Raw genomic sequence first — 22,804 nt, 5'->3', positions numbered from 1 at the left:
ACCGGCTTTCCAGCTGGGCCATTGTTTTATTGAAAGGACAGCAAGATCTGATTCTGGCCACCTTAGGCTCTGCCTAGCGCAGCCCTGAGGCGCTTTTGATCGATTCGGACACCTAGCTCACCAGCGAGATCGACGACCGGTTTGAGTCGGCGCTGCTTCTTTTCTTTATGGTTACCCGCAATATCGGCAAGGCGGTGTGCGAGGAACGGGTTCTCAAAACGATCGCGCACGTCATCGAGATATTTGCTGGCGATTTCGTACTGGCCCAGCGCCTCAAAAACGGGCAGCACTTCGTCCTTCCACGTCGATTCGAGCGCGCCGCGCCAGGACTCGTTGCGCATGCCATCCAGGACGGTGATGCTTGCGTCTGCCTGCGAACTGAGCCACGACTCCGCAAGCATCGTGTGGCCGAGATTGAGCAGGAAGAGCTTCAATCGTTCAAAATGGGCCAGATCGTCGGTAACGACAATGCTTTCATGCCGGCAGGGCAATACCATGTTCTCCTGGCGCTCGATGGCCCACAGCGCGTAAGGCTCAGCCACTGCGCCGACCGGTTCAATAGCCTCCGAGACGATCCGGTCGACCAGCGAATTGACCCAGATGCATTCATGTACCAGATAGTGAAGAAAGTGCGGGTCCATTTGCCAGTCACGCGCGACCGAGATCACCAGATTGCGCAAAACATCACCGTTGCGCGAGACAAGCTCACAAGGCAGCACGGTGATCGCTTTGCCTCCTGCGCGATAACGTTCGTATAACAAAACCACCAGCTTCGCCGCGAAGCCGCGCGGCGCGGAGCCGGCGGCAAGCACCGAGGAAGTATCTTCAGAGAACAACGCGTAGCCGTTGTCCGCCGTATTCGAAACGATCACGTCGACTTGGTTCCGGATGCGCTCGAGCAATGCGTGCCAGTCGTCGTCGGCATGCAGCGCTTCTGCGACGCTGTCGCATTCGATGGTCAGGTCAACCGTCTCTTTGCGATGTAAGCCGCGGATGCGAACGGGATATCGCCCGTTTGCGCGAATCGCATCGATACGCGCGCGACTTTGCGTGCTCGTGGTCGTCTGTACCACGGCGATCTTTCCCAATACGTCGTTTGGATCACGACGTGCCGCTTCACAAACAAACAGGTCAACATGCGCTTGCAAGAAGCGGCTGGTCCCAAACTGAAGAATTGGACAGGTCGTGATTGTCATTCCGTGATCCCGCTCTTCAGCATTCGACAATCGCTTTGACGACACCCGCTGAGGGGTCGAGCAGCTTCGAAAAATCGGCAGGAAGGGACGACAACTGCAAGCGATGAGTATTTAAGGCCGTATCAGGAATCTTCCTCGCACGCATTGCGTCAAGAACGGTGTCGAAGTCTTCCAGTGTCGCGTTGCGGCTTCCCAGCAGTGTCGCCTCCCGCTTATGAAACTCCGGGTCCGAAAACGATATGACGTCCTTTACGACGGAGATGAAGACGTACTTTCCGCCGTGCGCGATAAACTCGAAACCGCGGCGCATGGCGTCCGCGTTGCCAGTAGCGTCGAATACCACGTCGAAGAACTCGCCACCTGTGAGCTCGCTCAGGTGTTCGACATCCCCTTCGCCAAGACGAACCGACGCAGCCACCTCTATCTTCCCGGAACAGAAGCTCAGGCGATCTGCTCTTGAATCGAGGGCCGTGACCGTTGCGCCGCGGAGTTTGGCAAATATCATGGCGGCCATGCCGATAGGGCCGGCACCGACGACCAGCACGCGCTGTCCGGCGCTGACATCCGCGCGTCGTACTGCATGCGCGCCGATCGCTAGAAATTCGACCATGGCGGCCTGATCAAGCGTAACCCCCTCGGCTTTCCGCACAAATTGAGCCGGCACGCTCAGATACTCTGTCATTGCGCCGTCCCGGTGAACGCCAAGGACCTGGATGTTCACACAGCAATTGGTCTTACCGTTACGGCAGGCAATACATTTACCGCACGATAGATACGGCATCACGTACACGGCATCACCGACATCCAGCCCCGAGTCTTTGTCGGCCGCCTCGACTGTCCCCGACAGTTCATGCCCCATCACGCGAGGGTACTGGAGGTAGGGCTGATTCCCCGTGAAGATGTGCATGTCCGTTCCACATACCCCAACACGCCTGACTCTGAGCAAGACCTCACCCGGCGCACGTTCAGGAGTCGAACGCATCTCAGATCGGAGACTTCCGGGTTTTTCACAAATAACTGTAAGCATGACTAAATTACCTTTGTTGACGCATCGTCGGGGATTGGGCAGAGAGAGAACATCCTCTGCCTCCGGTGCTGTTTTTGCGGGGTCTCGTGAACGGGCAGACAAGATTTCTGAGGACCTGAAGTCCACCGCAAGCCAGGCAAATTTCAAACAGTTGGCAGGATCGGAAGAACTGCGGGGCCGATGCCGTTGTCGAGCGTAGAATAGTTTTCTTGGCGATAATTGGTCAAGCCAATTTCGCGATGCAAGGGTAAATACCGAGAAAATTCACGGAATTCTCTCGATTTAATAGGTATTAACCCTTGCAAATGGCTAAACCGTCCTCTTTGTGGTCAGGCCAGTTTAGACTTATTAGATGTTCGGAAATTTCAGACAATGGAACTCAAATCGGTACAACCACGTCGGCTTTATCATCTGATCGGCGATCAGATTCGCGCCTATATTGCGGCGAACAATCTGTCGACGGGTGATCGACTCCCCCCGGAACGGGACCTGGCTCAGCAGTTGAATGTCTCGCGACCTTCAGTGCGCGAGGCGCTGATCGCGCTCGAAATTCAAGGCGTGGTCGAAATCCGGATGGGCGCCGGCATTTTCGTCTGCGCCGATACCCCTATCTCGGAGGCGCTACGCGACAAAATCGGCGATAGTTCTAGTGACATCATGCAGGCGCGCGCGGCAATCGAAGGTTGTGTTGCATCGCTGGCGTGTGCGCGCCTGACCGACGAGGGCATATCACGTCTACAAGGAATCGTTGCAGATATGCGGCGTGCGATTGTGGAAGGTGGCTCCCCCGTGGAGGCAGATCGGCAATTCCATCTATGTATCGCCGAGATTGCACAGAATGCGGTACTTACACGTTTGGTTGGCGAGCTATTTGACGAGCGCCACGCACCCATTGCCGAAAAGCTAAGACGCCAGACAGAGAACGCATCAACCTGGAGCGCGGCGCTCTTTGAGCACGAAATGATCGTCGTGGCACTTGTTGCGCGCGACGCGCTTGAGGCGCAAACCGCCATGCGATCGCATCTGAAGGCATCGGAGGTTCGCTGGATTGGCTCGCTTAACACCGGTAATTAGCGCGCTGCGTCAGGTCGGCGTGAAATCTGAACGTAATATCTCGAGCGACTCCTGTTAAGAGGAAAGGAGTCGCTCGTCGGGGTTGGTCATTTGACCGCTCCGGGTCGACTGCCGCCGATCGCCGAAAGGCAGCGACCGGCCATTGAATCGCAAGAACATCCCGCTTTTGAGCGATTGCTTTTGTGTGCAGCGTGGGTTGGACTCCAAAGCCCCGTCATACAAGGAGGAGGAGCTGCTGCATCATCAGCATATGTTGCCGAACGCGACCCGGATGGCGGAGTGGTTGGACGGCCGAACACGTTCTGACGCAGACCTCGCCCGCACGCCGCTGTTATGCGAGGGGCAGAAATCGACCCACATCCTATTCGGTAACATGTTTGATCTCGGCAGTTTGACGCCACTTCAAAGCTGCCGCTCAACTGGGCCCACCGCTAGACGCCCGCTCCTCGCGCGCCACGGTTGCCTTGTTCGGCTTGCGCTTCGTTGCGCTCATGGTGTTGCAACGACCACCCGAATGTGGGCTCGGCATCGACGCACGAGCCACCACGTCGGCGTATCCCTTTCGACAAGGCCGTCACGGAGGCGCCAACCGGCCACTGCGCCGCGCCTGCCGGTGTTTGTCGCGTTCCGCCAGCAGCAGCGGCATCAGTTCCTCGGCGTATTTTTTGGCGTCACCACGCGTGGCCATCTGTTGGAAGCGATGATGTGCCTTATCGCGCCCAACCAGGGCAATATGGGCTTTCCTCAGCACATGCAGGAAGGCAATCAGACTGGTGCCGTCGCGCAAAGGCTCATTGTCACGCGGGTCTGGGGAGGGTGCTTGGGCCATGGTCAGATCCTTTGCGGGCAGTCCGCGCGGCAGGTCGTTGTGAGCAGGGACAGCAGGTTGCTGGCGTTCCGGTCGCGGTCGGTCAGCGCCGGGAGGCCGAACAGGTGCTCGACGGTTGCGAGCACCGAGCCGTGGTCGTACACCGTGTGGTCGACCTGGCCTTGTGCCACCCAGGGCGACACCACGATCGCGGGGACGCGCACGCCGTAGACATCGAACAGGAATCCATTCGTGTTCAGGGTCGAGGCCGCGCCGTCGTTCGGCGGGACCGCGGCGCCGGGTTTGACCGAGTCGTAGAAGCCGCCGTGCTCGTCATAGAGGATCACGAGCAGGCTGCTCTCCCACAGCGGCGAGTTGCGGATCGCATTGTAGACGCGGGCGGCGAGCTGGTCGCCGCCGGCTAGACCGTCCATTGGATGCTGCGAGCTTCCGCCCTCGTACGTATCGTGCACGATGTCACCGTAGTTCGGCTCAATAAATGTATAGCGGGCGGTGTAGCCTGCCGCGAGGTCGGCCTCGAAGTGCGACAGGTCGTCGACGTCAAAGAAGCTGATGCCCTTGATGGACGAGACCTGCGGCACGCGCCCCGACAGCGAACCCGAGTCATCCTGGTAGAGACGGTAGTTGCCTTTGACCAGCGCATCAAAGATCGAACCTTTCGGGTAGGCAAAGCCGTCCACGGCCTCCCATTCGCCCATTTCGGCAGAGGTCGGCGAATGGTCGAGGCCGGCCGAGGACGCACCGTGCACGAAATACCGGTTCGGCCAGGTCGGGCCGGGCAGCGATGAGCGCCAGCCGTCACACAGCACGAACTGTGTCGCCAACTTGTACAGCCCGGGCGACTGGGTAGCGGTGTTGATACCCAGCATAATCTTGCCCACGTCGGCGGTCTGTGGCGGATTGCCTTCGGTCCGGGTCGTCGCGTAGTTCGACGCGAAGCCGGAGTTGTTGACCGGCGGGTAAGCTTGCCCTTTCGGGAACTGGACGCCCGCACCGCAAAGCTGTTTGACCACGTCCGTGAACTCATGTCCGGGGTCGGTGGGCATCTGGTCGGGCGCGTCGCCGCCGAACGGATAGTCAGTGCTGCCGTAGGTGTTGGCATTCCCGGACGTGGCCGCGACGATGCCGGGTATGCCCGACAGTCCAAACAGGTGGTCAAATGATCGGTTCTCCAGCATCAGCACGAACACATGCTGGATGGGAGTCTGGACCGGCGCGGATGCGGTCGGTGCGTTTGCATTCATGGAGCCTCCTCCTGTCGTTTATCGGCCGTGGACTAAGGGTTGCCGTTGATCAAAGCGTCTACTTGAGTAGTGCGTAGTGTTGATCGCGGGCGGTAAGTCGGCCCAAGCGGCCACCCGTGATCCGCCCGCGGTCATCCTGTTTCAACGTCTGCTTTTGAGAGATTCGGGCGACCGTGAGCTTTACCGGACGCCCAAACCAGGTTCTCGCTCACGGCTACCGGCTGGCTCCGAGATCATCGAAACGCTTCGCGCGATAAATCAGAATCGATGCAATCCCGATGCAATCCGGCTTGGCGCGAGGATACTGATAATCACATAGCCAAGGGTACCGAAGTTGTTGTTCAACGCGCCGGGCTTTTCATCTAGGCTTGACCGAAACAAAGCTGCGTGCGTTGTTGCGCTGTATGAGCACCGCTATCTCCTTGCCTGCCTTTGCTTCCAGCGCTGCCACTTCCGCCAGCGTTTCGACCAGCGTGCCGTTGAGCGAAAGGACGATATCGCCGGGCTGGATGCCAGCGCGTGCCGCCGGCCCCTCGACCCTGTCCACCATCAGACCTACGGCAAGGTCGCGGGCGTGCAGCTCGTCCTGACTCAGCGGATGCATGATCAAGCCCAGGCGATCCGTTGCGCCACCTTCGCTTTGCCGAGCCTGGGGGCTTTCCGCGGACGCGCCGACCATGACCGTCGTCGTCATCGGTCTTCGATTGCGGATCAGCTTGAGTGTGGTTTTCGTCCCGGGCAGCAGATCAGCAGCAGCCTCGCCGAGTTCGGCCGAGCGGTCAATCGTCTTGTCGCCGATCTGTATGATGACGTCACCCGGCTTGAGGCCGCTCGAGGCGGCCGGTGTGCCGGGCGCGACGGAATTGACCAGCGCACCTGCCGGTCGCGGCAGGCCAAAGGCCACCGCCAACCCGGGACCGACGTCCTGTACCTCCACGCCAAGGCCGCCCGGAGATGTCGCGCGCAGGGCTAGCACCTGCGATCGCACCTTGGCCGCCAGGTTGATCGGGATGGCGAAGGTCAGGCTGGGGGTCCTGTCCGAGTCCGCATAAATCTGCACGTCGATGCCGATCACCTCGCCTGCACGGTTGAACAGTGGGCCACCCGAATTGTCCGGGTTGGCGGAGACATCGGTTTGAAAAAACGGCAAACTGCTTCCGTCCGGGAGCGTGCGGGAGGTGGCGCTGACAATGCCGGCGGTAACGGTATTCTCGAAGCTGTCGGGCGACCCGATCGTCAGAACCGGTTCACCGACGCGTACCCGCGATGAGTCCCCAAGTTTGACGGTCGGAAGCTTCGTGGCATCGACCTGAATCACCGCGACGTCGCTCTGAGTGTCGACCGCCAGGACCTTCGCTTTGAATTCGCGTCGATCGGTCAGTCTGACCGTTAGTTCGGCGGCTTGATCCACCACATGAGCGGTAGTCAGAATGAGGCCGTCGGGGCTAACAATGAAACCGGAGCCGGTACCGGTGATGACGCGTGGCGAACTGTCCTGAGATGTCTGCGAGCGCGGCACCATGCGCTTGACGAACGCTAGAAGGGGATCGTCAGCATCGATTGCCGGGAGGGCCGTCAGCGACGATTGCTGCTCCGGGGCAGTCGCGCTGATATTCACGACAGCGGGTCCGTATCGCTCTACGATGGTCGGGAAGTCGACCGGTGCTGAAGCGTTGGCCGATGAAACCCGCTTTTCTTTCGCAGGCATCGGAGCCGCGCCCGCGGCGTTCGCCGTCGGCTGCAGGCAAGGATAGCAAGAGATAAACACAGCTATCACGGCAGCGTGGAACAAGGTGCGAGCAAGAGTCCGGTCAAACACAGTGCGCCTCCGTAGCGGGTGTTATGCACGGGCCGGGCGCGTGAAGCGCCGGTGCGAAAAAGCGTGACCCCCGCCTACTATGATTTATAGCGGAGCAACAGGAAACTTGTAGGTAGCGCTATTCCTGGGAGACGTCTGCTGAGCTTGCGTGCTGGCTGCAAGCCTTGTGCAAGCTCAGTGGGCGTAGAATGCCGCCTTCCCAGACATCATCCGCGACTGACTCGCGAACCGAGCCCGCCTCATGAACAAGCCACTGCGCAAGAAGAACCCGACTCTCGGCATTGCTGTTTTTATCGTGGTCGCGGTGTTGCTGGTGATCGCCACGCTCTTCTATAACGCCATCACCGAAAAGCGCGATTTCGACCGTCAGAACGCGCCGGCGCCTTCGATTGTGTCTGGCGCGGCCGCGGCCGCAGCCAAAGCGGCGAGCGGCGCTTCGCAATAACGCGCTGAAGGGCGGCGCATTGTGCCGCGGCGTGTTTCGCCGTGGCACGTCGTGGTATTCGGAGGTTTCACTCCTCCGGCAGGCGAATCACGCTCGCATCCTTGCGAATCAGCGCGGACGCCGCCAGCATCTGCTTGCATTGATGCGCCAGCAATTTAAGATCGTGCACGGCGTCCGCCGAATAGCCCGGCGATTTCTCCGCTTCGACCACCATCGCATCCAGCTCACGCGTCAACTGCCTGATCTGCTCGCCCTGATCGGCGGGCGGCGCGTTGCCTGCCTCGGCTTCGGTCAGATTATCGCGGACGGTGCTCAGCGCGCGTTGCAGCGGCTGCAGCGAGACGCCTTCCGGTTGTTGCGCCGAGGTGCGCAGCAAGGGCGCCGCCACCGTGATCTGTGAGGCGAGCACGTGGCTGCGCACCAGCAAGCCGTTCAGTTCCGGCACGAACTTCTGCGCCGACTTGGGTTCCAGCATCATGCGCTGGAACGCTTGGCCGAGATTGGCAAACGCCACGTGAACGTTCTTGCGCGCGAGCCGGTAGCGATAGTCTCGATCGAGTGCGGTAGCGGCGGCTGCGGCGGCAGGAGACGCGGCAGCGGCTGGTTTGGCCGGGGTGGCGCTGACGGCAGTGGCGCCCGGATTCGTACCTCCGCCATCACCAGCGCCACTAACCGCACCTGCATTCGCACCAGCATTCGCACCGGCATTCGCACCGGCAACCGCAAGTGCCGGCGTGCCGAACCCGATCGCCGGGTCCGCCATTGCCGCGGCCGGCGCACGCGCGCCGGCTTCGGTCACGGTCGCCGCAACCGCAGCGGCTGGTTTGCCGCTCCACCACCAGCTGGCTTCCAGATACTGGCGGGTCGCGTTGATCATGTTGTTGACGAGCTTGCCCATCAACCGGTATTCCCAGTACGGGAACAGATGGCTCGCCGCAATCGCGATCGCGCAGCCCACCACCGTATCGATGGCCCGTTCGCCGATGATGCGCATGCTGCCCGGCGCGAGCAGATGGAACATCAGCAACACATACGACGACGTGAACACTACGCTCGCGGTGTAATTGAACAGCAGCAGGCTGTAGCTCATCACCATCGACGCAAACATCACCACCAGCAGGATGTGCGGTTCCTTGACGAACACCATCAGCCCGATGCTGGCCGCGCAGCCGATCAGCGTGCCGACGATCCGCTGCCCGTTGCGCTGCTTGGTCAGCGAATAGCCGGGCTTCAGAATGATGACGGTGGTCATCACGATCCAGTAGGCATTGGTGAGCGGCAGCAGGCGGCCGAGCCAGAAGCCGACCGCCACCGCAATCGTCACCCGCAGCGCGTGACGGAAGCTCGGCGAGGCCATCGTCAGATTCGAGAATATCTGCCCGAACGGCACGCGGCGGCTCGATACGAAGCGCGAAAGCGCCTGGTCGAGGCGCAGTTCGGTTTCGGTGACGCGGGCGTCGCTCGACAGGCTCTTGCGCATCTTGTCGATCAGCCGCGTCGCGCTCCAGATGCGCCGGAAAGTGGCCGACACCGCCGAGTAGGCCTCGGGGTTTCTGGACGGCAGATCCTGCTTGCGCATCAGTTCGATCTCGAACTCGATGGCGCGCAATTCGGCTTTCACATTCACGCGTGTGCGCGGTGCCTGGTTTTGCAGCACCGCGAGCCCGATTTCTTCGAGATCGGCCGCGGATTTGCGAATCAGATCGCGATAGAACACCAGCAGATCGGAACCGCCGAACGTATTGCGCACCAGCGGGTAGTCGGTATGCGTGCCGACAAACAGCTCATGCAGATCGACGGTGTTGATGAACAGATTGAACAGCATCGCGCGGCGCGGTTCGAGCCGGCCGGTTTTCAGCTTCGGCAGGTTGCGCAGCACGATGTCGCGCGCGGCCTCCTGGCGATCGACCGCGGCGATCTGCTTGTCGACCAGATTGCGATAACACTCGTCGAGATCGTTATCGAGATCGTAGAACGCCGCGCGCGCGAGCAGATAGTCCGCGCATGCAAACACGCTTTCGGCGAGCGCCTGCTGTTCGATGCGATGCATCATCCAGCGGCTCACGAGGGTCGACCAGTAGGTGTACCAGAGGCCGCCCGCCAGAATCCACGACGCATTGACGAGCGCCTGCATCGGCGTGAAATGCTCCTCGAGCGTCATGATCATCATGAACAGCGTGGCGAAGCTGATCTGCGGCCAGCGGTTGCCATACACGACGATCAGCGACAGCACGAAAGTCAGCGGTACGACCGTGCACCACAGCGCCACCGAGTTGACCGTGGCGAGGCCGGTGGCGAGTGCGGACAGGAAGCCGATCACGCTGCACGCCAGCATTTCGTTGTGCTTGTACTTGAGCGGTCCCGGCATATCGACCACGCACGCGCCGAGCGCGCCGGTCGCGATCGTGAAGCCAAGCTCGCGATCGTGAAATACGATCAGGCACAGTACAGCCGGTAACGACACGCCGACTGCGATGCGCAGGCCGCCATAAAAGTACTGGCTATAGAGGAATTTTTTTATCTCGACCGAATAGCGCATCGACTGCCAGGATTCCATTCACAGAGAAAACAGCGGTTGAAGGGACAGACCCAAACTGCCGTCGAGTCTAACTGATTTTGTCGGCGTTCCGACCTCGTCCGTTTGGCCGGGTTATGCCCTGGTAGCGCGTTTGTTATGCTGTCGCCTCAATGTCTGTTGCGGCCCGACTGTTCCGTTCGCGCCGCGCGCTTACCCCGACTCCATGCTCCAGCTCTTCTACTCGAACCGCTACGAAACCCTTGTCGGCGCGTTGCTCGACGACCTGGCGCAAGCGCCGTCCGATCCCTGGGCCGCGCAGCCCGTCATCGTTCCGAGCGCGGCGGTGCGGCGCCGGCTCGAACTCGATATCGCGGCTCGCCAGGGGATCTGCGCAAATGTAAATTTTGGTTACCTCGCGCAATGGCTGTGGACGCAGATCGGCGGCGTGATCGAGGTGCCGAAGCATTCGCCGTTCGCACCGGACCGGCTCGTATGGCGTTGCTACCGGCTGCTGGGGGATGAAGACGCCGCGCTGCCGTGGAACGCATCGCCGCGCCTTCGCACGTATCTCGATGCGGCCGATGCGTCGATGCGCTACGAACTGGCGCGGCGCGTGGCCACCGTGCTGGACCACTATCTGACCTATCGCCCGGAGTGGCTGCTGCAATGGCAGAAGGGCGGTTCGATCTTCGCCAGCGGCGCCGCGGACGACACCGGCCCGCGTCTGATTGGCGCGAGCGAAGCGGCACGCGAAGACGAGCGCTGGCAAGCCGCGCTGTGGCGTGCGGTGCTCGCCGAGGTGGCGGGCGACGCGCAAACGCCCGCGGCCGCATTGCCGCCCGCCTATCGCTTTCTCGACGAGATCGGCACGCTCGATCTCGAAGCGATCTCAAACGCGCAGTGGCCCGAAGCCGTCAGCGTGTTCGCGCTGCCGACCATGCCGCCGCTGCACGTCGCGTTGCTGCGCGAACTGTCGCGCTGGGTCGATGTGCGTCTGTACGTGATGAACCCGTGCCGCGAGTTCTGGTTCGACGTCGTCAGTGCGGGGCGAGTCGAAGCGCTCGACGCCGCCGGTCAGCTCGACTATCAGGAAGTCGGCCATCCGTTGCTGGCGGAGTGGGGCCGCCAGACCCAGGCGCAACTGCACATGCTGCACGAGTTGACGGAGAGCGCCGCGTCCGGCGAGACCGGCGACTTCACCGCAAACCCCGCGCCGAGCTGGCTCGCCGCCGTGCAGAACGGCATTCTCGATCTGCGAGCGGAAACGGACACCGACGAGCTGCCCGTCGAGCGCGGTATCGAAGTGCACGTGTGTCACAGCCTGTCGCGGCAGCTGGAAGTGCTGCATGACCGCCTGCTCGGCTGGTTCGACGAGTTCGACGACCTGCGGCCGTCCGACGTGCTGGTCGCCGTGTCCGATCTTGCGGCGGCCGGGCCGCTGATCGATGCGGTGTTCGGCACCGCGCCGGCCGGCGATACGCGCCGCATTCCGTATCGGATCACGGGTCTGCCGCCTTCGCAGGCGAATCCGGTGGCGCGCTTGCTGCTCGACTGGCTGGCGTTGCCGGAGCGCAGCGTCGGTGCGCCCGATCTGATCGAATGGCTGCGGGTGGATGCCATCGCGGCCCGTTACGGGATCGACGCAAGCGCGCTCGAAGCCGCGCAGGAATGGCTTGCGGCAGCCGGCGCGCGGCGCGGGCTTGCGCCGGTCGAGCCGGTCGGCGAACACGTGCCGGTCGCGCGCCACACTTTTGCCGACGCGCTGACGCGTTTGTACCTCGGCTACGCGATGCCTGACGGCGGCGAGCCGGTCGACGCGTGGCTGCCGGTTGAAGGCGCGGACGGCTCGGACGCCGAACTGCTTGGCCGGCTGTCGCGTTTCGTCGACGATATCGACACTTTCGCGCAGCGTTGCGCGGTCGAACAAACGCCTGCCGAATGGACGCAACTGCTGCTCGAAACGCTCGCGCAGTGTTTCGACGGCGGGGTCGAGTTCGCCGATTCGCTGGCCGCCGTGCGCGACGCGATCGACAAGATGGGCGACGCGATGGAGGCCGGCGCGCAAGACGTGGCGCTGCCGGCCGCCGTGGTGCGCGGCGCGCTCACCGAGGCGCTCGACGACCCGGCGCGCGGCGGCGTGCCTTGGGGCAGCGTCACGTTCTCGTCGCTGACCAGTTTGCGTGGCTTGCCGTATCGCATCGTCTGTCTGCTCGGCATGGACGACGGCGTGCTGCCGAGTCTCGCGCGCGCCGACGAGTTCGACCTGATGGCCGCCTTCGGCAAAGCCGGCGACCGGCAACGCCGCGACGACGAGCGCAACCTGTTCCTCGATCTTTTGCTGGCCGCGCGCGACCGTCTGTTCATCGCCTATACGGGCCGCAGCATCCGCGACAATGCGCCGTTGCCGCCGGCCGCGCTGGTCGACGAATTGCTCGATCATCTCGCGCAGGTATCGGCGGGCTCGGCGGGTGAGGACGCGAGCCCCGCGGAGATCGAAGCCGCGCGGCATGCGTTTATCGTCGATCATCCGTTGCAGGCCTTCGCATCGGACTATTTTTCGTCGCAGCGCGGGCTCTTCACCTACGACACCGATCGTGCGGAACTGGCGAGTTTGCTGGCCGCGCCGCAAGCTTCTCCGGCTGCGCCGTTCTTCGATCGACCCTTGCCGGCCGAAGACGCCGCGCCGGTTGCCTTCGACGAATTCGTGCGTTTCTGGCGTCATCCGGCGCGCGCCTTGCTGCGCGACCGGCTGGGTATCGTGTTGTCGGAGGCGCAGGGCGAATTGCTCGACACCGAGCCTTTCGAACTCGACTATGCGGGCCGTGACGCATTGGCCGAGCGTCTATTGCCGGTGCTGCTCGACAGCGATCTCGAAGACGATGACGGCAGGTTCGAACGCGTGCGCCGCGTCGCCGAAGCGAGTCCCGAGTTGCCGGGCGGCGCGACCGGCGCTGTGTGGCGCTCACGGGAACTGGGCGCGCTGCGCCAGCTCGCGGACAGCGTGCGCCGCGAAGTGGCCTCAGGTGTCGAACGCTTGCCGTTCGTGCTCGATATCGCGCCGCGCTGGCCCGATAGTGCCGACAGTGCCGACAGCGCCGACATGGCGGACACGCTCTTCGGCCCGCATGATGCGGCGCTTCGCAATGCCGCCGAAATCCCGTTGCAACTGCACGGCACCTTGAATTTGCTGACCGAAACAGGACAAGTGATTTTCCGCTACGCCAAACCCACCGCGCGCGACTACCTGTCCGCATGGCTCGCGCATCTGGTCTATTGCGCGGCGTTGCCTTCAGGCCCGCGCCGCACGGTCTGGCATGGCAGCGGCGAGCGTTTCGAGTTCACGCCGGTGGCCGCGCCGCTCGATCAACTGGCGCCGCTTGCCGCCTTGTTCAGAGCGGGACGCAGGTTGCCGCTGCGCTTTTTCCCGAAGAGCGCCTGGGCCAAGGTCAGCGAGAGCGACTCCGCCGCCCAGGGCGTGTGGATCAACGACCGTGTGCGGGGCGAATCCGACGACCCGGCCTTGCGCATCGCGCTGCGCGGCACGCCGCTCACGCTCGACGAACCGTTCGGGCGCCTCGCGTCGATCGTCTTCAAGCCGCTCGTCCAGCATCTGCGGAGCGCATCATGAGCGGCGCGCTTCGGAACGACGCGCTGGCCGCCGGGGAACTCGACGTTTTCGCCTGTTCGCTCGACGGCGTCAACCAGATCGAGGCGTCGGCGGGAACCGGCAAGACCTGGAACATCTGCGCGCTGTACGTGCGGCTGCTGCTCGAAAAGAACTTCAACGCCGATCAGATCCTCGTCGTTACCTTCACGAAGGCGGCGACCGCCGAATTGCACGAGCGGATTCGCGGCCGGCTCGTGGAACTGCACCGGGCCATCGAAGCCGACGACGACGGCGGCGATCCGTTCATCCAGCGTCTCTTTGAGACGACCCTGGCGCCGGAGCGGGGTATCGAGCGCGAGGACGCCTTGAAGAGGGTGCGCCGCGCGCTGCGCACCTTCGACCAGGCCGCGATTCACACCATCCACGCGTTCTGTCAGCGCGCCTTGCAGGAAGCGCCGTTCGCCGCCGCCATGCCGTTCGCGTTCGAGATGGAAGCCGACGACGCCGCACTGCGTTTCGAAATGGCCGCCGACTTCTGGCGCGAGCAAGTGGAACCGGTGGCGCATGCGCATCCCGCGTTTGCCGCATGGCTGGTGGCGAGGCGCGCCGGCCCCGCATCGTTCGACGCACAACTGGCGCGGCGTCTGAAAAAGCCGCTCGCGCAATTGCGCTGGGGCAGTGTCGATGCAGACGGAAGCGCTGCCGATCCGCAAGCGGGTTTCGACGCCGCCAGCGAGGTCTGGCACGCGCAGCGCGACGCGATCGTCAGTTTGCTGGCCGAGGCGCAGGACCGTCTGAGCAAGACCTCGCACAAGCCGGAAGCCGTCAGCGCCGCGATCCAGGCATGGGCCGACCACTTCGCGCAGGGCGATCCCCATGCGCCGCCGCCGCGCGCCGCATTGAAGCTGACGGCTTCGGCGTTGAAGAAGGCCACCAAGGTCAAGTTCGAACCGCCCGAGCATCCGTTCTTCGTGCATGCCGACGAACTGGCGGCGGCGGTGGCCGCGGCCGAAGCCGCGCAACGCGCGCGCTGGCTCGAACTCGTGCAGGTCTGGCTCGACTACGCGCCCGCCGAACTGGTGGCGCGCAAGCGCACGCGCCGCGTGGTGTCGTTCGACGATCTGCTGTCCAATCTGTATCGCGCGCTGGCCGCGCATCCGTGGCTTGCCGATGCTTTGCGCACGCGCTATCCGGCGGCGCTGATCGACGAGTTTCAGGACACCGATCCGCTGCAGTTCGCGATCTTCAGCCGCATCTTCGCGCCGGCCGGGCCGCTGTTCCTGGTCGGCGATCCGAAGCAGGCGATCTACAGCTTTCGCGCGGCGGACCTGCATACCTATCTGGCGGCGCGCGCGGCGGCTTCGGCGTGCTACACGCTGGCCGTCAATCAGCGCTCGACCGCGCCCATCGTCGAGGCCTGTAATCGTCTGTTCGAAGCTAACCCGCAGGCATTCGTGCTCGACGGGCTCGGCTATCAGCCGGTGCGTGCGGGCGAGCGGCGCCGGCCGCCGCTGTCCGATCCCGAGGCGAACGCGGGCGACTTCCGGATCTGGACCTTGCCGCAAGGCGACGCCGCGTTGACCAAACGCGAGGCCCAGCGCGCGGCGAGCGAAGCATGCGCCGCCGAGATCGTGCGGCTCCTGCGCGGCGCGCGCGAAGACACGGTGACGATCGGCGGCGCGCCGCTCGCGCCGGGCAACATTGCGGTGCTGGTGCAAACGCATAAGCAGGGCAGTCTGATCAAACGCGTGCTGGCGGCATGGGGCGTGGGCAGTGTGGAACTGGCGCAGGCCTCGGTGTTCGCCACGCTCGACGCCGAGCAGATCGAGCGCGTGCTCGCCGCTGTCGATACGCCAGGCGATCTGCGCCGCTTGCGCGCTGCGCTCGCCACCGATTGGCTGGGCCTCGACGCCGCCGCGCTGTGGCATCTGGAGCAGGTTGCCGACGCGCCCGCACCGGCCGGCGATCCCGCGCACGCCGCCGACGCAATGGGCTGGGTCGAGCGCTTTTCGCGCTATCGCACGTTGTGGCATGAGCGCGGCTTCGCAGTGATGTGGCGCACGCTGATGCGCGAGTTGCGGGTCGCGCAGCGGCTGGTTGCCGGACCCGACGGCGAGCGGCGTCTGACGAACGTGAATCATCTGGCCGAACTCGTGCAGGCGCGCGCCGCCACGCAGCCGGGCATCGCGCCCACGTTGCGCTGGCTGGCCGCGCAACGCGAGCAAGGCGGCGGTGAAGACGCGCAATTGCGGCTCGAGTCGGATCGCAACCTCGTGCAGATCGTCACCGTCCACAAATCGAAAGGGCTCGAATATGCGGTCGTGTTCTGTCCGTTTCTGAACGACGGCGCGCTGCGCGATCCGCCGTCGTCGGGTTTGCCCGATGCGCGCGAGTATCACGACGAAACGGGCGACGCGGTGCTGCACTACGGCTGCGATGATGACGAAGCCGAGCGCGCGTCCCGTTACGCGGCGCGCGAACAGGCGGCCGAGCGGGCGCGGCTCGTCTATGTGGCGCTGACACGCGCGGTGTATCGCTGCTACCTGGTCGCCGGCACGTACGTGTCGTCGCGCTCCACCAAGGAGTCGCGGCGCAGCGTGCTGAACTGGCTGGTGGGCGGCAGCGGGCACAGCTTCGACGACTGGCTTGCCGATCCGCCCGACGAAGCAGCCTTGTCCGCCCGGTGGCAGGCGCTGGCCGGCGGCCCGATTGCGCTGCAAGCCTTGCCCAGGGTCGAGCGCCGCGTGCCGCTGGAAAGCATGCAGGACCGCGGCGCGCGGATGCAGGCGCGCGTCAGTCGCCGGCCGCTGCGCGATCAGTGGCGCATGGCGAGCTTCAGTGGCCTGATCGCCGCCGGCAGCAAAGTCGAAGACATGCAGGCGCCGGCCGAAGAGGTGCGGCCCGACCACGATGAGATTGCCGACGCGCTCGCGCCTGCGCCACTGGCAGCGCCGCAAGCGCCGTCCTACGCAGCGGACGACATTCTTGCGTTTCCGCGCGGCGCGGCGGCGGGCGACTGTCTGCACCGGATGTTCGAACTCGCGGATTTCACCGCGCCGCACACGTGGCCGGACGCGATCCGGGGTGCGTTGCGCGAGCGTCCGGCGCCGGCCGTGCCGGAACTCGCGGCACGCTTGCCCGCGATGATGCATAAGCTGATCGCCGATGTGGTGTCGACCGAGCTGCTGCCCGGCATGGCGCTCGCGAAACTGAATCCGCGGCGGCGTCTGAACGAACTCGAGTTTCTGTTTGCAGCGCCGTCGCTCGATTTTCCCGCATTGCGCGCGTTGCTGATCGAGCACGGATATCCCGACGTCGCATTGGAGCCGGGCGTGTTGCGCGGTTTCGTCAAAGGATTTATCGACATGATCGTCGAGCACGACGGACGCTTCTGGATCGTCGACTGGAAGTCGAACCATCTGGGCGACACCGCCGCCGACTACGCCGCGGCGCCGCTCGAAGCGGCCATGGCGAGCCACGCGTATCACTTGCAGGCGCTGCTTTATACGGTCGCGCTGCATCGCTATCTGAATACGCGGGTGCGCGACTACGCGTACGACACGCACATCGGCGGCTATCTGTATCTGTTCGTGCGCGGGGTGCGTCCGGAGTGGCGCGACGCCGACGGGCCAGCCGGCGTGCACATGCGCCGGCCCGCATTCGAACTGGTCGCGTTGCTCGACGCGGCGATGATCGGAGGTGCGGCATGAGCACATTCGACCAGACGCCGCTTGCGCCGCCGGCGCTCGACGATATCGAGGTGAACGCGTCCGCGCCGGCCGATTTCAGCACCGTGCTCGCCGAAGGGTTCGCCCGCCGAATCGGTGCGCTGGCGCGGCGTAGCGGCGCGTCCGCAGAGGCGGCGAAGTGGGCCGCGCGTGCGGCTTTTGCCGCGAGCCGTGCGACTGCCGAAGGGCACGTTTGCGTGCCGCTTCCAGTGCTCGCGCGGCGTTTCGAGGCCTCGAGCGCCGAGGTGCGCGCGGCGCTCTTTGCCAGCGGGATGGCCAGCGACGGTTCGCAAAGCGCGGCGGCATTGCGGCCCCTGGTGATCGATGGACAAGGTCGGCTTTATCTCGCGCGCTACTACGATTACGAGCGGCGGCTTGCGCGCTCGCTGGTCGCTCATGCTGGGGCGGGTACGAGTGTTGACGAGGCGCAAGCGGCCACCACCGCGCAAACCCTGCGCGATCGGCTGCTGCGCTACTTCGGCCCGCCGCGGGACGACGCGATCGACTGGCAGCGTGTCGCCGCGGTAATGGCTTTGTCCGGACGGCTCACGATCGTCAGCGGCGGTCCTGGCACCGGCAAGACCACTACCGTGGTCGGCGTGCTGGCCTGCCTGCTGGATGCACGCGCAGATCTGCGCATTGCGCTGGCTGCGCCGACCGGCAAGGCAGCCCAGCGGATGCAGGAAGCCTTGCTCGCGCGCGCCGGCGATTTGCCGCCGGAACTCGCCGCGCGGCTGCCGCAGACCTCGTACACCTTGCATCGGCTGCTGGGTTCCGGGCCGGGCGGGCGCTTCCGGCATCACCGAGACAATCCGCTGCCTTACGACGTGGTCGTGATCGACGAGGCGTCGATGATCGACGTCGCGATGGCGGCGCATCTGCTCGATGCTATTGCGCCGCGCACGCGTCTCGTGATGCTCGGCGACAAGGACCAGCTGGCGGCCGTCGAGGCCGGCGCGGTGTTCGCGGAACTCAGCGCGCGGCCGGCTTTCACGCGCACAGGGCTGCAGCGGATCGCCGACGCGCTCGGTACCGAGGCGGCGCGGCTCGCGCAGGCATTGCCGGGGGCGCCGAACGGTTTCGATGCGGGACCCGACGACCTCTTCGCGCATGCCGGCGCGCCGGACGGCTTCGATGCGTCATCGCCCAACCTGTTCGCCTACGCGGACGAAGCAGGCGTCTTCGGCGGGCCGCCCGACGATCTGTTCGCAAGCGCTTCCGCGCCGGCGCCAGCAACGGCATTGCCCGCGCAGAGCCCGCTTGCTGACAGCGTGGTCTGGCTCGAACGCAACTACCGATTCGGTCTCGAATCGCCGATCGGGCGCTTATCGCTCGCGATCCGCAACGGCTCCGCCGAGGCGGCGCTCGACGTGTTGCGCGTCGATCCTGCTGAACCCTGCGCCGCGGCGCTGCACGAAGACACCCAGGCGACGCTGGCCGAGCGCACCGTCGCGCGTCTTGCCGCGGGCTTTGCGCCGTATGCCGGTGCGCTTGCCGCGGCGCTTGCAGCCGGTACGCCGGATCCGCTGCCGCTCTTCGATGCGCTGAACCGTTTTCGCATTCTGTGCGCGACCCGTTCGGGGCCGCGTGGCGTCGATCAGGTGAATGCGTCGATGGCCGCGCAGGTGCGGCGCGCGGCGGGCGTGACATTGGCGGTCGGCGCACAGTGGTTCGCCGGCCGGCCGGTGATGGTGACGCGCAACGACTACGCGCTCGGTTTGTTCAACGGCGATATCGGAATTGCGTTGCCGGGCGCCGGCGGCGCATTGCGGGTGTACTTCCGCACCGGCGACGGCGGTCTGCGCGCCGTCTCGCCGGCGGCGCTCCCGCCGCACGACACCGCCTTCGCGCTGACGGTTCACAAGTCGCAGGGCTCGGAGTTCGAACACGCGGTGTTGATGCTGCCGTCGGTGTTCAGCCGGGTGTTGTCGCGCGAACTGGTTTATACGGCGATTACCCGCGCGCGCGAGCGGGTCGAAGTGGTCGGCGCGCGTGCCGTGCTGGCGCAGGCCATCGCGACGCCCACACAGCGCGACTCGGGACTGGCCGCACGAATAGCCGAGGCGTGGCGCGGCGCATAGATGGGAGATGGCGCGCGCAGTGAGGACGGCGCGCAGTGAGGACAGTGTTAAGGACGATAAAGGCGGCGTGCCGCTCAGTTCGCGATACCGCCCGGCTGCACGTGCGCCTCCGCCCGGCTGCGCATGGTCTTGCGATACCACACCGTCCACAGCGTCAGGCCGCCGTAGATGCCGTAGCCGATGAACGGCGAGACCACCAGGAAACGCTCGATCGGCCACGTGAGGGCCATCCACGCACGCAGCGCCGTTTCGCTGGTCAGGCCGACGCCCCAGACCAGCGTCATCAGCCACAGCGAAGCGGCGAGAGCAGGGCGCTCGCGCCACAATGCCTCGAAGCGGGCGGCGCCGCCCTCCATTTCACGGGCGACGGTGGCGCGCGCAAGATAGAAGATCAGCGGGCGGCGCATCGGCAAGGACAGCAGAAACACCACGCCCACCGCGCCAGACACCAGCGATTCACGCAGCAACAGCATGCGTGGACTGCCGCCCAGCGCCATCGCCGCGACCGACAGCACGATGCCCGCCACGACTATCACGCTCAGCGCGTCGACGCGGCGCAATCGCGCGAGCTCGATCAGGCTCCAGATAATCGGCGGCACGGCGGACGCGATCAGCGCGCCCGTTTCGCCCAGATGAGGCAGCGCGAACCGGTAAGCGAGCCACGGCAGCAGGAAGTTGACGGCCAGTTCCAGTACAAAACCCGGGCGGAGCTTCATATGAATTTACGCTGTAAGCGGAAAATGGCAGTATCGATGAATAGATTGTTCGCACGCAAATAGTTTTTCGCATCGGCGGGCGCGGCCGATAGCGGTTGGGTCGCCGATGGTAGTCGGTAGTCGGCAGCGCCCTGTGTACACTTGCATTTCCTAGCCCTTTATTGCGTCATGACCTCCCGTTACCCGATCCCGCCGAATGAAATCGAGTTGACCGCAGTGCGCGCGCAAGGGGCGGGCGGTCAGAACGTCAACAAGGTGTCGAGCGCCATCCATCTGCGTTTCGACGTCCAGGCTTCGTCGCTGCCCGAGGTGCTGAAAATGCGCCTGCTTGCGCTGTCCGACCATCGGCTCACGCGCGACGGCGTCGTGATCATCAAGGCGCAGGAGCATCGCACCCAGGAGATGAACCGCTCGGCGGCACTCGCGCGGCTCGACGAACTGATCGAAAGCGTCAGCGTGACGCGCAAGCCGCGCGTCGCGACCCGGCCGACGCGCGCGTCGAATCTGCGCCGCCTCGACGGCAAGGCGAAGCGCAGCGAGATCAAATCCGGCCGCGGCCGGGTGGTCGACTGAAGGAACTGGAAAATCCGCTGGCGCGGGCGGTCATGCCGGCATAAAACGGCCTGGCGAACGGCGAACGGCGAACGGCGAACGGCGAACGGCGAACGGCGAACGGCGAACGGCGAACGGCGAACGCTCAGCGCTTGCCGCCCCGGCCCGTGGAACGCGTGCGGGCGGGCGAGGGTGTCGGCACGAAGTCGACACATAGCACGTGGGTACCGTCGCAGTCGAACGCGATCGCCGCGGTGTAGCAGTCTTCGCCGTCGGCCAGCGAATAGTGCGGACCCATCATTGCGACGCGCCCCGGAGCGGCCAAAGCGTGCTTGAAATAGGCCCGCCGCGACCAGTTGCTGCGCGTGTTGGCGTAGAGCGGCGCGAGCCGCGGCGGCGGCGACGGCACCGCCGCCGCTGTCACCGACGGCTGAGTCTGTTCTCCCTGACTGTCGGTGACGAACACCCGGCGCGCCTCGTGCAAATGCCAGACGTTTTGCGCCGCCTGCTGCAGATCGCCGGTCGCTTTGAACGTGTCGGCGGCGGCCAGCACCGCTTCGGCGAAACCTTCGAAGCCGAGCCGCTGGTGGCCAGCATGCGCGCGTTCGTAGTCGGCGAACTTGCTCCACATCGACTCGATCAGCGCGGGCACCTTCGCACACGCGGCCTGCACCGAGCCCTGCGGCTGGCCGAGCCAGAAACCCTGCACGAAATCGACGTCGGCCTGCATCAGGATCATCAGTTCTTCGTCGGTTTCGACGCCTTCGGCCAGCACCAGCGTGCCGGACTGATGCAGCATCGCGATCAGGTGGCTGATCATCGAGCCGTCGCCCTCGCGCTTGCCGGCACGCGCCACCAGCGAGCGGTCGAGCTTGACGATGTCGGGACGGAAGCGCCACACGCGGTCGAAGTTCGAGAAGCCGGTGCCGAAGTCGTCGATCGCGATCAGGAAGTCGCGCGGCTGCGAAGCGGCGAGCATGCTCGCGACGGCGGATTCGTCGTCGGCCGGCTGTTCGAGCACTTCGATCACGATGCGCTCCTGCGGCAGGCCGAAGTGCGCCGAAAGCTCGTCGATGAAGGCGCGTTGCGGCCAGCCGGTTTCGAATACCTGCGGGCGCGTATTCAGGAAGAGCCAGCCGGTCTCGATGCCTTGCTCCATGAAATTCGCCACGTGCAGGCAGCGCGCGATGCGGTCGAGCTCGCGTGCATCGGCGGCCGAACGGGTGCCGGAAAACAGTACCTCCGGCGACACTGGCAAGCCGACCGGATCGAACGCGCGCAGCAGCCCCTCATAGCCGACCACGCATTGATGCGTCACCGACAGCACCGGCTGGAACACGCTGTGCAAGGTCAGCGCGCGCCACGTCGCGGTCCAGCCGGACTCGTCCCGGACCAGATGTGGGAGCAGGCCGCTCAGGGTCAATTCGCTGACGGTTGGCATAAGGGCGGACATGAGAGCGGGCATAAGGACATCGCAGCAAGCGGCGGGTGACGGGGCGCACAAACGGATTGTGCGCGCGATAGATGCAAAGCCCAAGCGCCGGCAGGGGGAGGCAGGCAAGGCTCGGGAACGCGGAGAGCGATACCAGCCATGCTGGACTCCGGCGGATTAGTCAAAACCAGTCTAACAGCTCGCACTTCGCATGAATGTGCGGGTTATCACAGACGCGGGCAACGGTGGATTCGCGGCAAACCGGCCGCCGGAACGCGAGTTCGACACGGCGCCGCAGGCGTCTGCGTGTGATTCGCCGACGTTTGCCTCGGGCATCTGAGCCTCTGAGACTGGCCCATGAATTGCGCGGATGAAGCCGAACCTATGAAGCCGAACCTATGAAGCCGAACGTATAAAACCGAACGTATAAAACCGAACGTATAAAGCCGAACCTTATAAAGCCGAGCGTATCAGGGCGGTAAGCGGATGCCCGCCAAACTCCAGGCAAGGACGGTGCTCAGACGTTTGGCGGGTGG

The 22,804-nt window shown here is 64.5% G+C and carries 14 protein-coding genes; 6 read left to right on the top strand and 8 right to left on the bottom strand.

Features of this window, described 5'->3' with window-relative positions; translation table 11 throughout:
* Positions 1-62 precede the first annotated feature (62 nt).
* Entirely contained in the window at positions 63-1,196 is a 1,134-nt protein-coding gene (locus tag AC3WLT_RS09730) for a mannitol dehydrogenase family protein (protein WP_492591666.1), read from the bottom strand.
* 16 nt (positions 1,197-1,212) lie between these two features.
* A complete protein-coding gene (locus AC3WLT_RS09725) occupies positions 1,213-2,223 on the bottom strand; it encodes a zinc-binding alcohol dehydrogenase family protein (RefSeq protein WP_492591665.1) in 1,011 nt (336 codons plus the stop codon).
* A 372-nt stretch (positions 2,224-2,595) separates the two neighbouring features.
* Between AC3WLT_RS09725 and AC3WLT_RS09720 the strand changes: the two genes are divergently transcribed.
* Positions 2,596-3,297, top strand: coding sequence for a FadR/GntR family transcriptional regulator (locus AC3WLT_RS09720; protein ID WP_492591664.1), 702 nt, complete (start codon positions 2,596-2,598; stop codon positions 3,295-3,297).
* A gap of 574 nt (positions 3,298-3,871) precedes the next feature.
* Here AC3WLT_RS09720 and AC3WLT_RS09715 read toward each other — a convergent pair.
* The 3 genes from AC3WLT_RS09715 to AC3WLT_RS09705 all read right to left on the bottom strand — a co-directional run bounded on the left by AC3WLT_RS09715 (position 3,872) and on the right by AC3WLT_RS09705 (position 7,189).
* Positions 3,872-4,126, bottom strand: coding sequence for a hypothetical protein (locus tag AC3WLT_RS09715; protein WP_492591663.1), 255 nt, complete (start codon positions 4,124-4,126; stop codon positions 3,872-3,874).
* Positions 4,127-4,128: 2 nt separating this feature from the next.
* A complete protein-coding gene (locus AC3WLT_RS09710) occupies positions 4,129-5,370 on the bottom strand; it encodes an alkaline phosphatase family protein (protein WP_492591662.1) in 1,242 nt (413 codons plus the stop codon).
* A gap of 358 nt (positions 5,371-5,728) precedes the next feature.
* Positions 5,729-7,189 (bottom strand): trypsin-like peptidase domain-containing protein, encoded by a 1,461-nt coding sequence (locus AC3WLT_RS09705; RefSeq protein WP_492591661.1) that lies wholly within the window; start codon positions 7,187-7,189, stop codon positions 5,729-5,731.
* Between the two features lie 241 nt (positions 7,190-7,430).
* On the opposite strand from AC3WLT_RS09705, the gene AC3WLT_RS09700 reads away from it, so the two are divergent.
* A complete protein-coding gene (locus AC3WLT_RS09700) occupies positions 7,431-7,634 on the top strand; it encodes a hypothetical protein (RefSeq protein WP_492591660.1) in 204 nt (67 codons plus the stop codon).
* Between the two features lie 67 nt (positions 7,635-7,701).
* Here AC3WLT_RS09700 and AC3WLT_RS09695 read toward each other — a convergent pair whose 3' ends face one another.
* A complete protein-coding gene (locus AC3WLT_RS09695; RefSeq protein ID WP_492591677.1) occupies positions 7,702-10,173 on the bottom strand; it encodes an FUSC family protein in 2,472 nt (823 codons plus the stop codon).
* A 202-nt stretch (positions 10,174-10,375) separates the two neighbouring features.
* Here AC3WLT_RS09695 and recC point away from each other — a divergent pair, with 202 nt between their 5' ends.
* The 3 genes from recC to AC3WLT_RS09680 are packed head-to-tail and all read left to right on the top strand — an operon-like array spanning position 10,376 to position 19,568.
* Positions 10,376-13,780 carry an exodeoxyribonuclease V subunit gamma gene (gene recC, locus AC3WLT_RS09690; protein WP_492591659.1) on the top strand — a complete coding sequence of 1,135 codons (3,405 nt, stop codon included), beginning with the start codon at positions 10,376-10,378 and terminating at the stop codon, positions 13,778-13,780.
* On the top strand, positions 13,777-17,469 hold the full coding sequence (gene recB, locus AC3WLT_RS09685) for an exodeoxyribonuclease V subunit beta (protein WP_492591658.1): 3,693 nt from the start codon (positions 13,777-13,779) through the stop codon (positions 17,467-17,469). Before recC ends, recB begins: the two co-directional genes overlap by 4 nt.
* Positions 17,466-19,568, top strand: coding sequence for an AAA family ATPase (locus AC3WLT_RS09680; RefSeq protein ID WP_492591657.1), 2,103 nt, complete (start codon positions 17,466-17,468; stop codon positions 19,566-19,568). Before recB ends, AC3WLT_RS09680 begins: the two co-directional genes overlap by 4 nt.
* A 74-nt stretch (positions 19,569-19,642) precedes the next feature.
* Here the strand turns inward: AC3WLT_RS09680 and AC3WLT_RS09675 are convergent, their stop codons facing one another.
* Entirely contained in the window at positions 19,643-20,284 is a 642-nt protein-coding gene (locus AC3WLT_RS09675; RefSeq protein ID WP_492591656.1) for a VC0807 family protein, read from the bottom strand.
* A gap of 168 nt (positions 20,285-20,452) precedes the next feature.
* Between AC3WLT_RS09675 and arfB the strand changes: the two genes are divergently transcribed.
* Positions 20,453-20,857: an alternative ribosome rescue aminoacyl-tRNA hydrolase ArfB gene (gene arfB / locus AC3WLT_RS09670; RefSeq protein WP_492591655.1), complete on the top strand. Its 405-nt coding sequence runs from the start codon at positions 20,453-20,455 to the stop codon at positions 20,855-20,857.
* Positions 20,858-20,981: 124 nt separating this feature from the next.
* On the opposite strand, the gene AC3WLT_RS09665 is transcribed toward arfB, so the two are convergent.
* Positions 20,982-22,277 (bottom strand): sensor domain-containing phosphodiesterase, encoded by a 1,296-nt coding sequence (locus AC3WLT_RS09665; protein ID WP_492591676.1) that lies wholly within the window; start codon positions 22,275-22,277, stop codon positions 20,982-20,984.
* Positions 22,278-22,804: the final 527 nt, after the last annotated feature.

It is taken from the genome of Paraburkholderia sp. FW306-2-2C-D06C, from assembly GCF_058781505.1.
The sequence above is the reverse complement of the archived record's forward strand: the minus strand, read 5'-3'. Positions and strand labels throughout refer to the sequence as shown.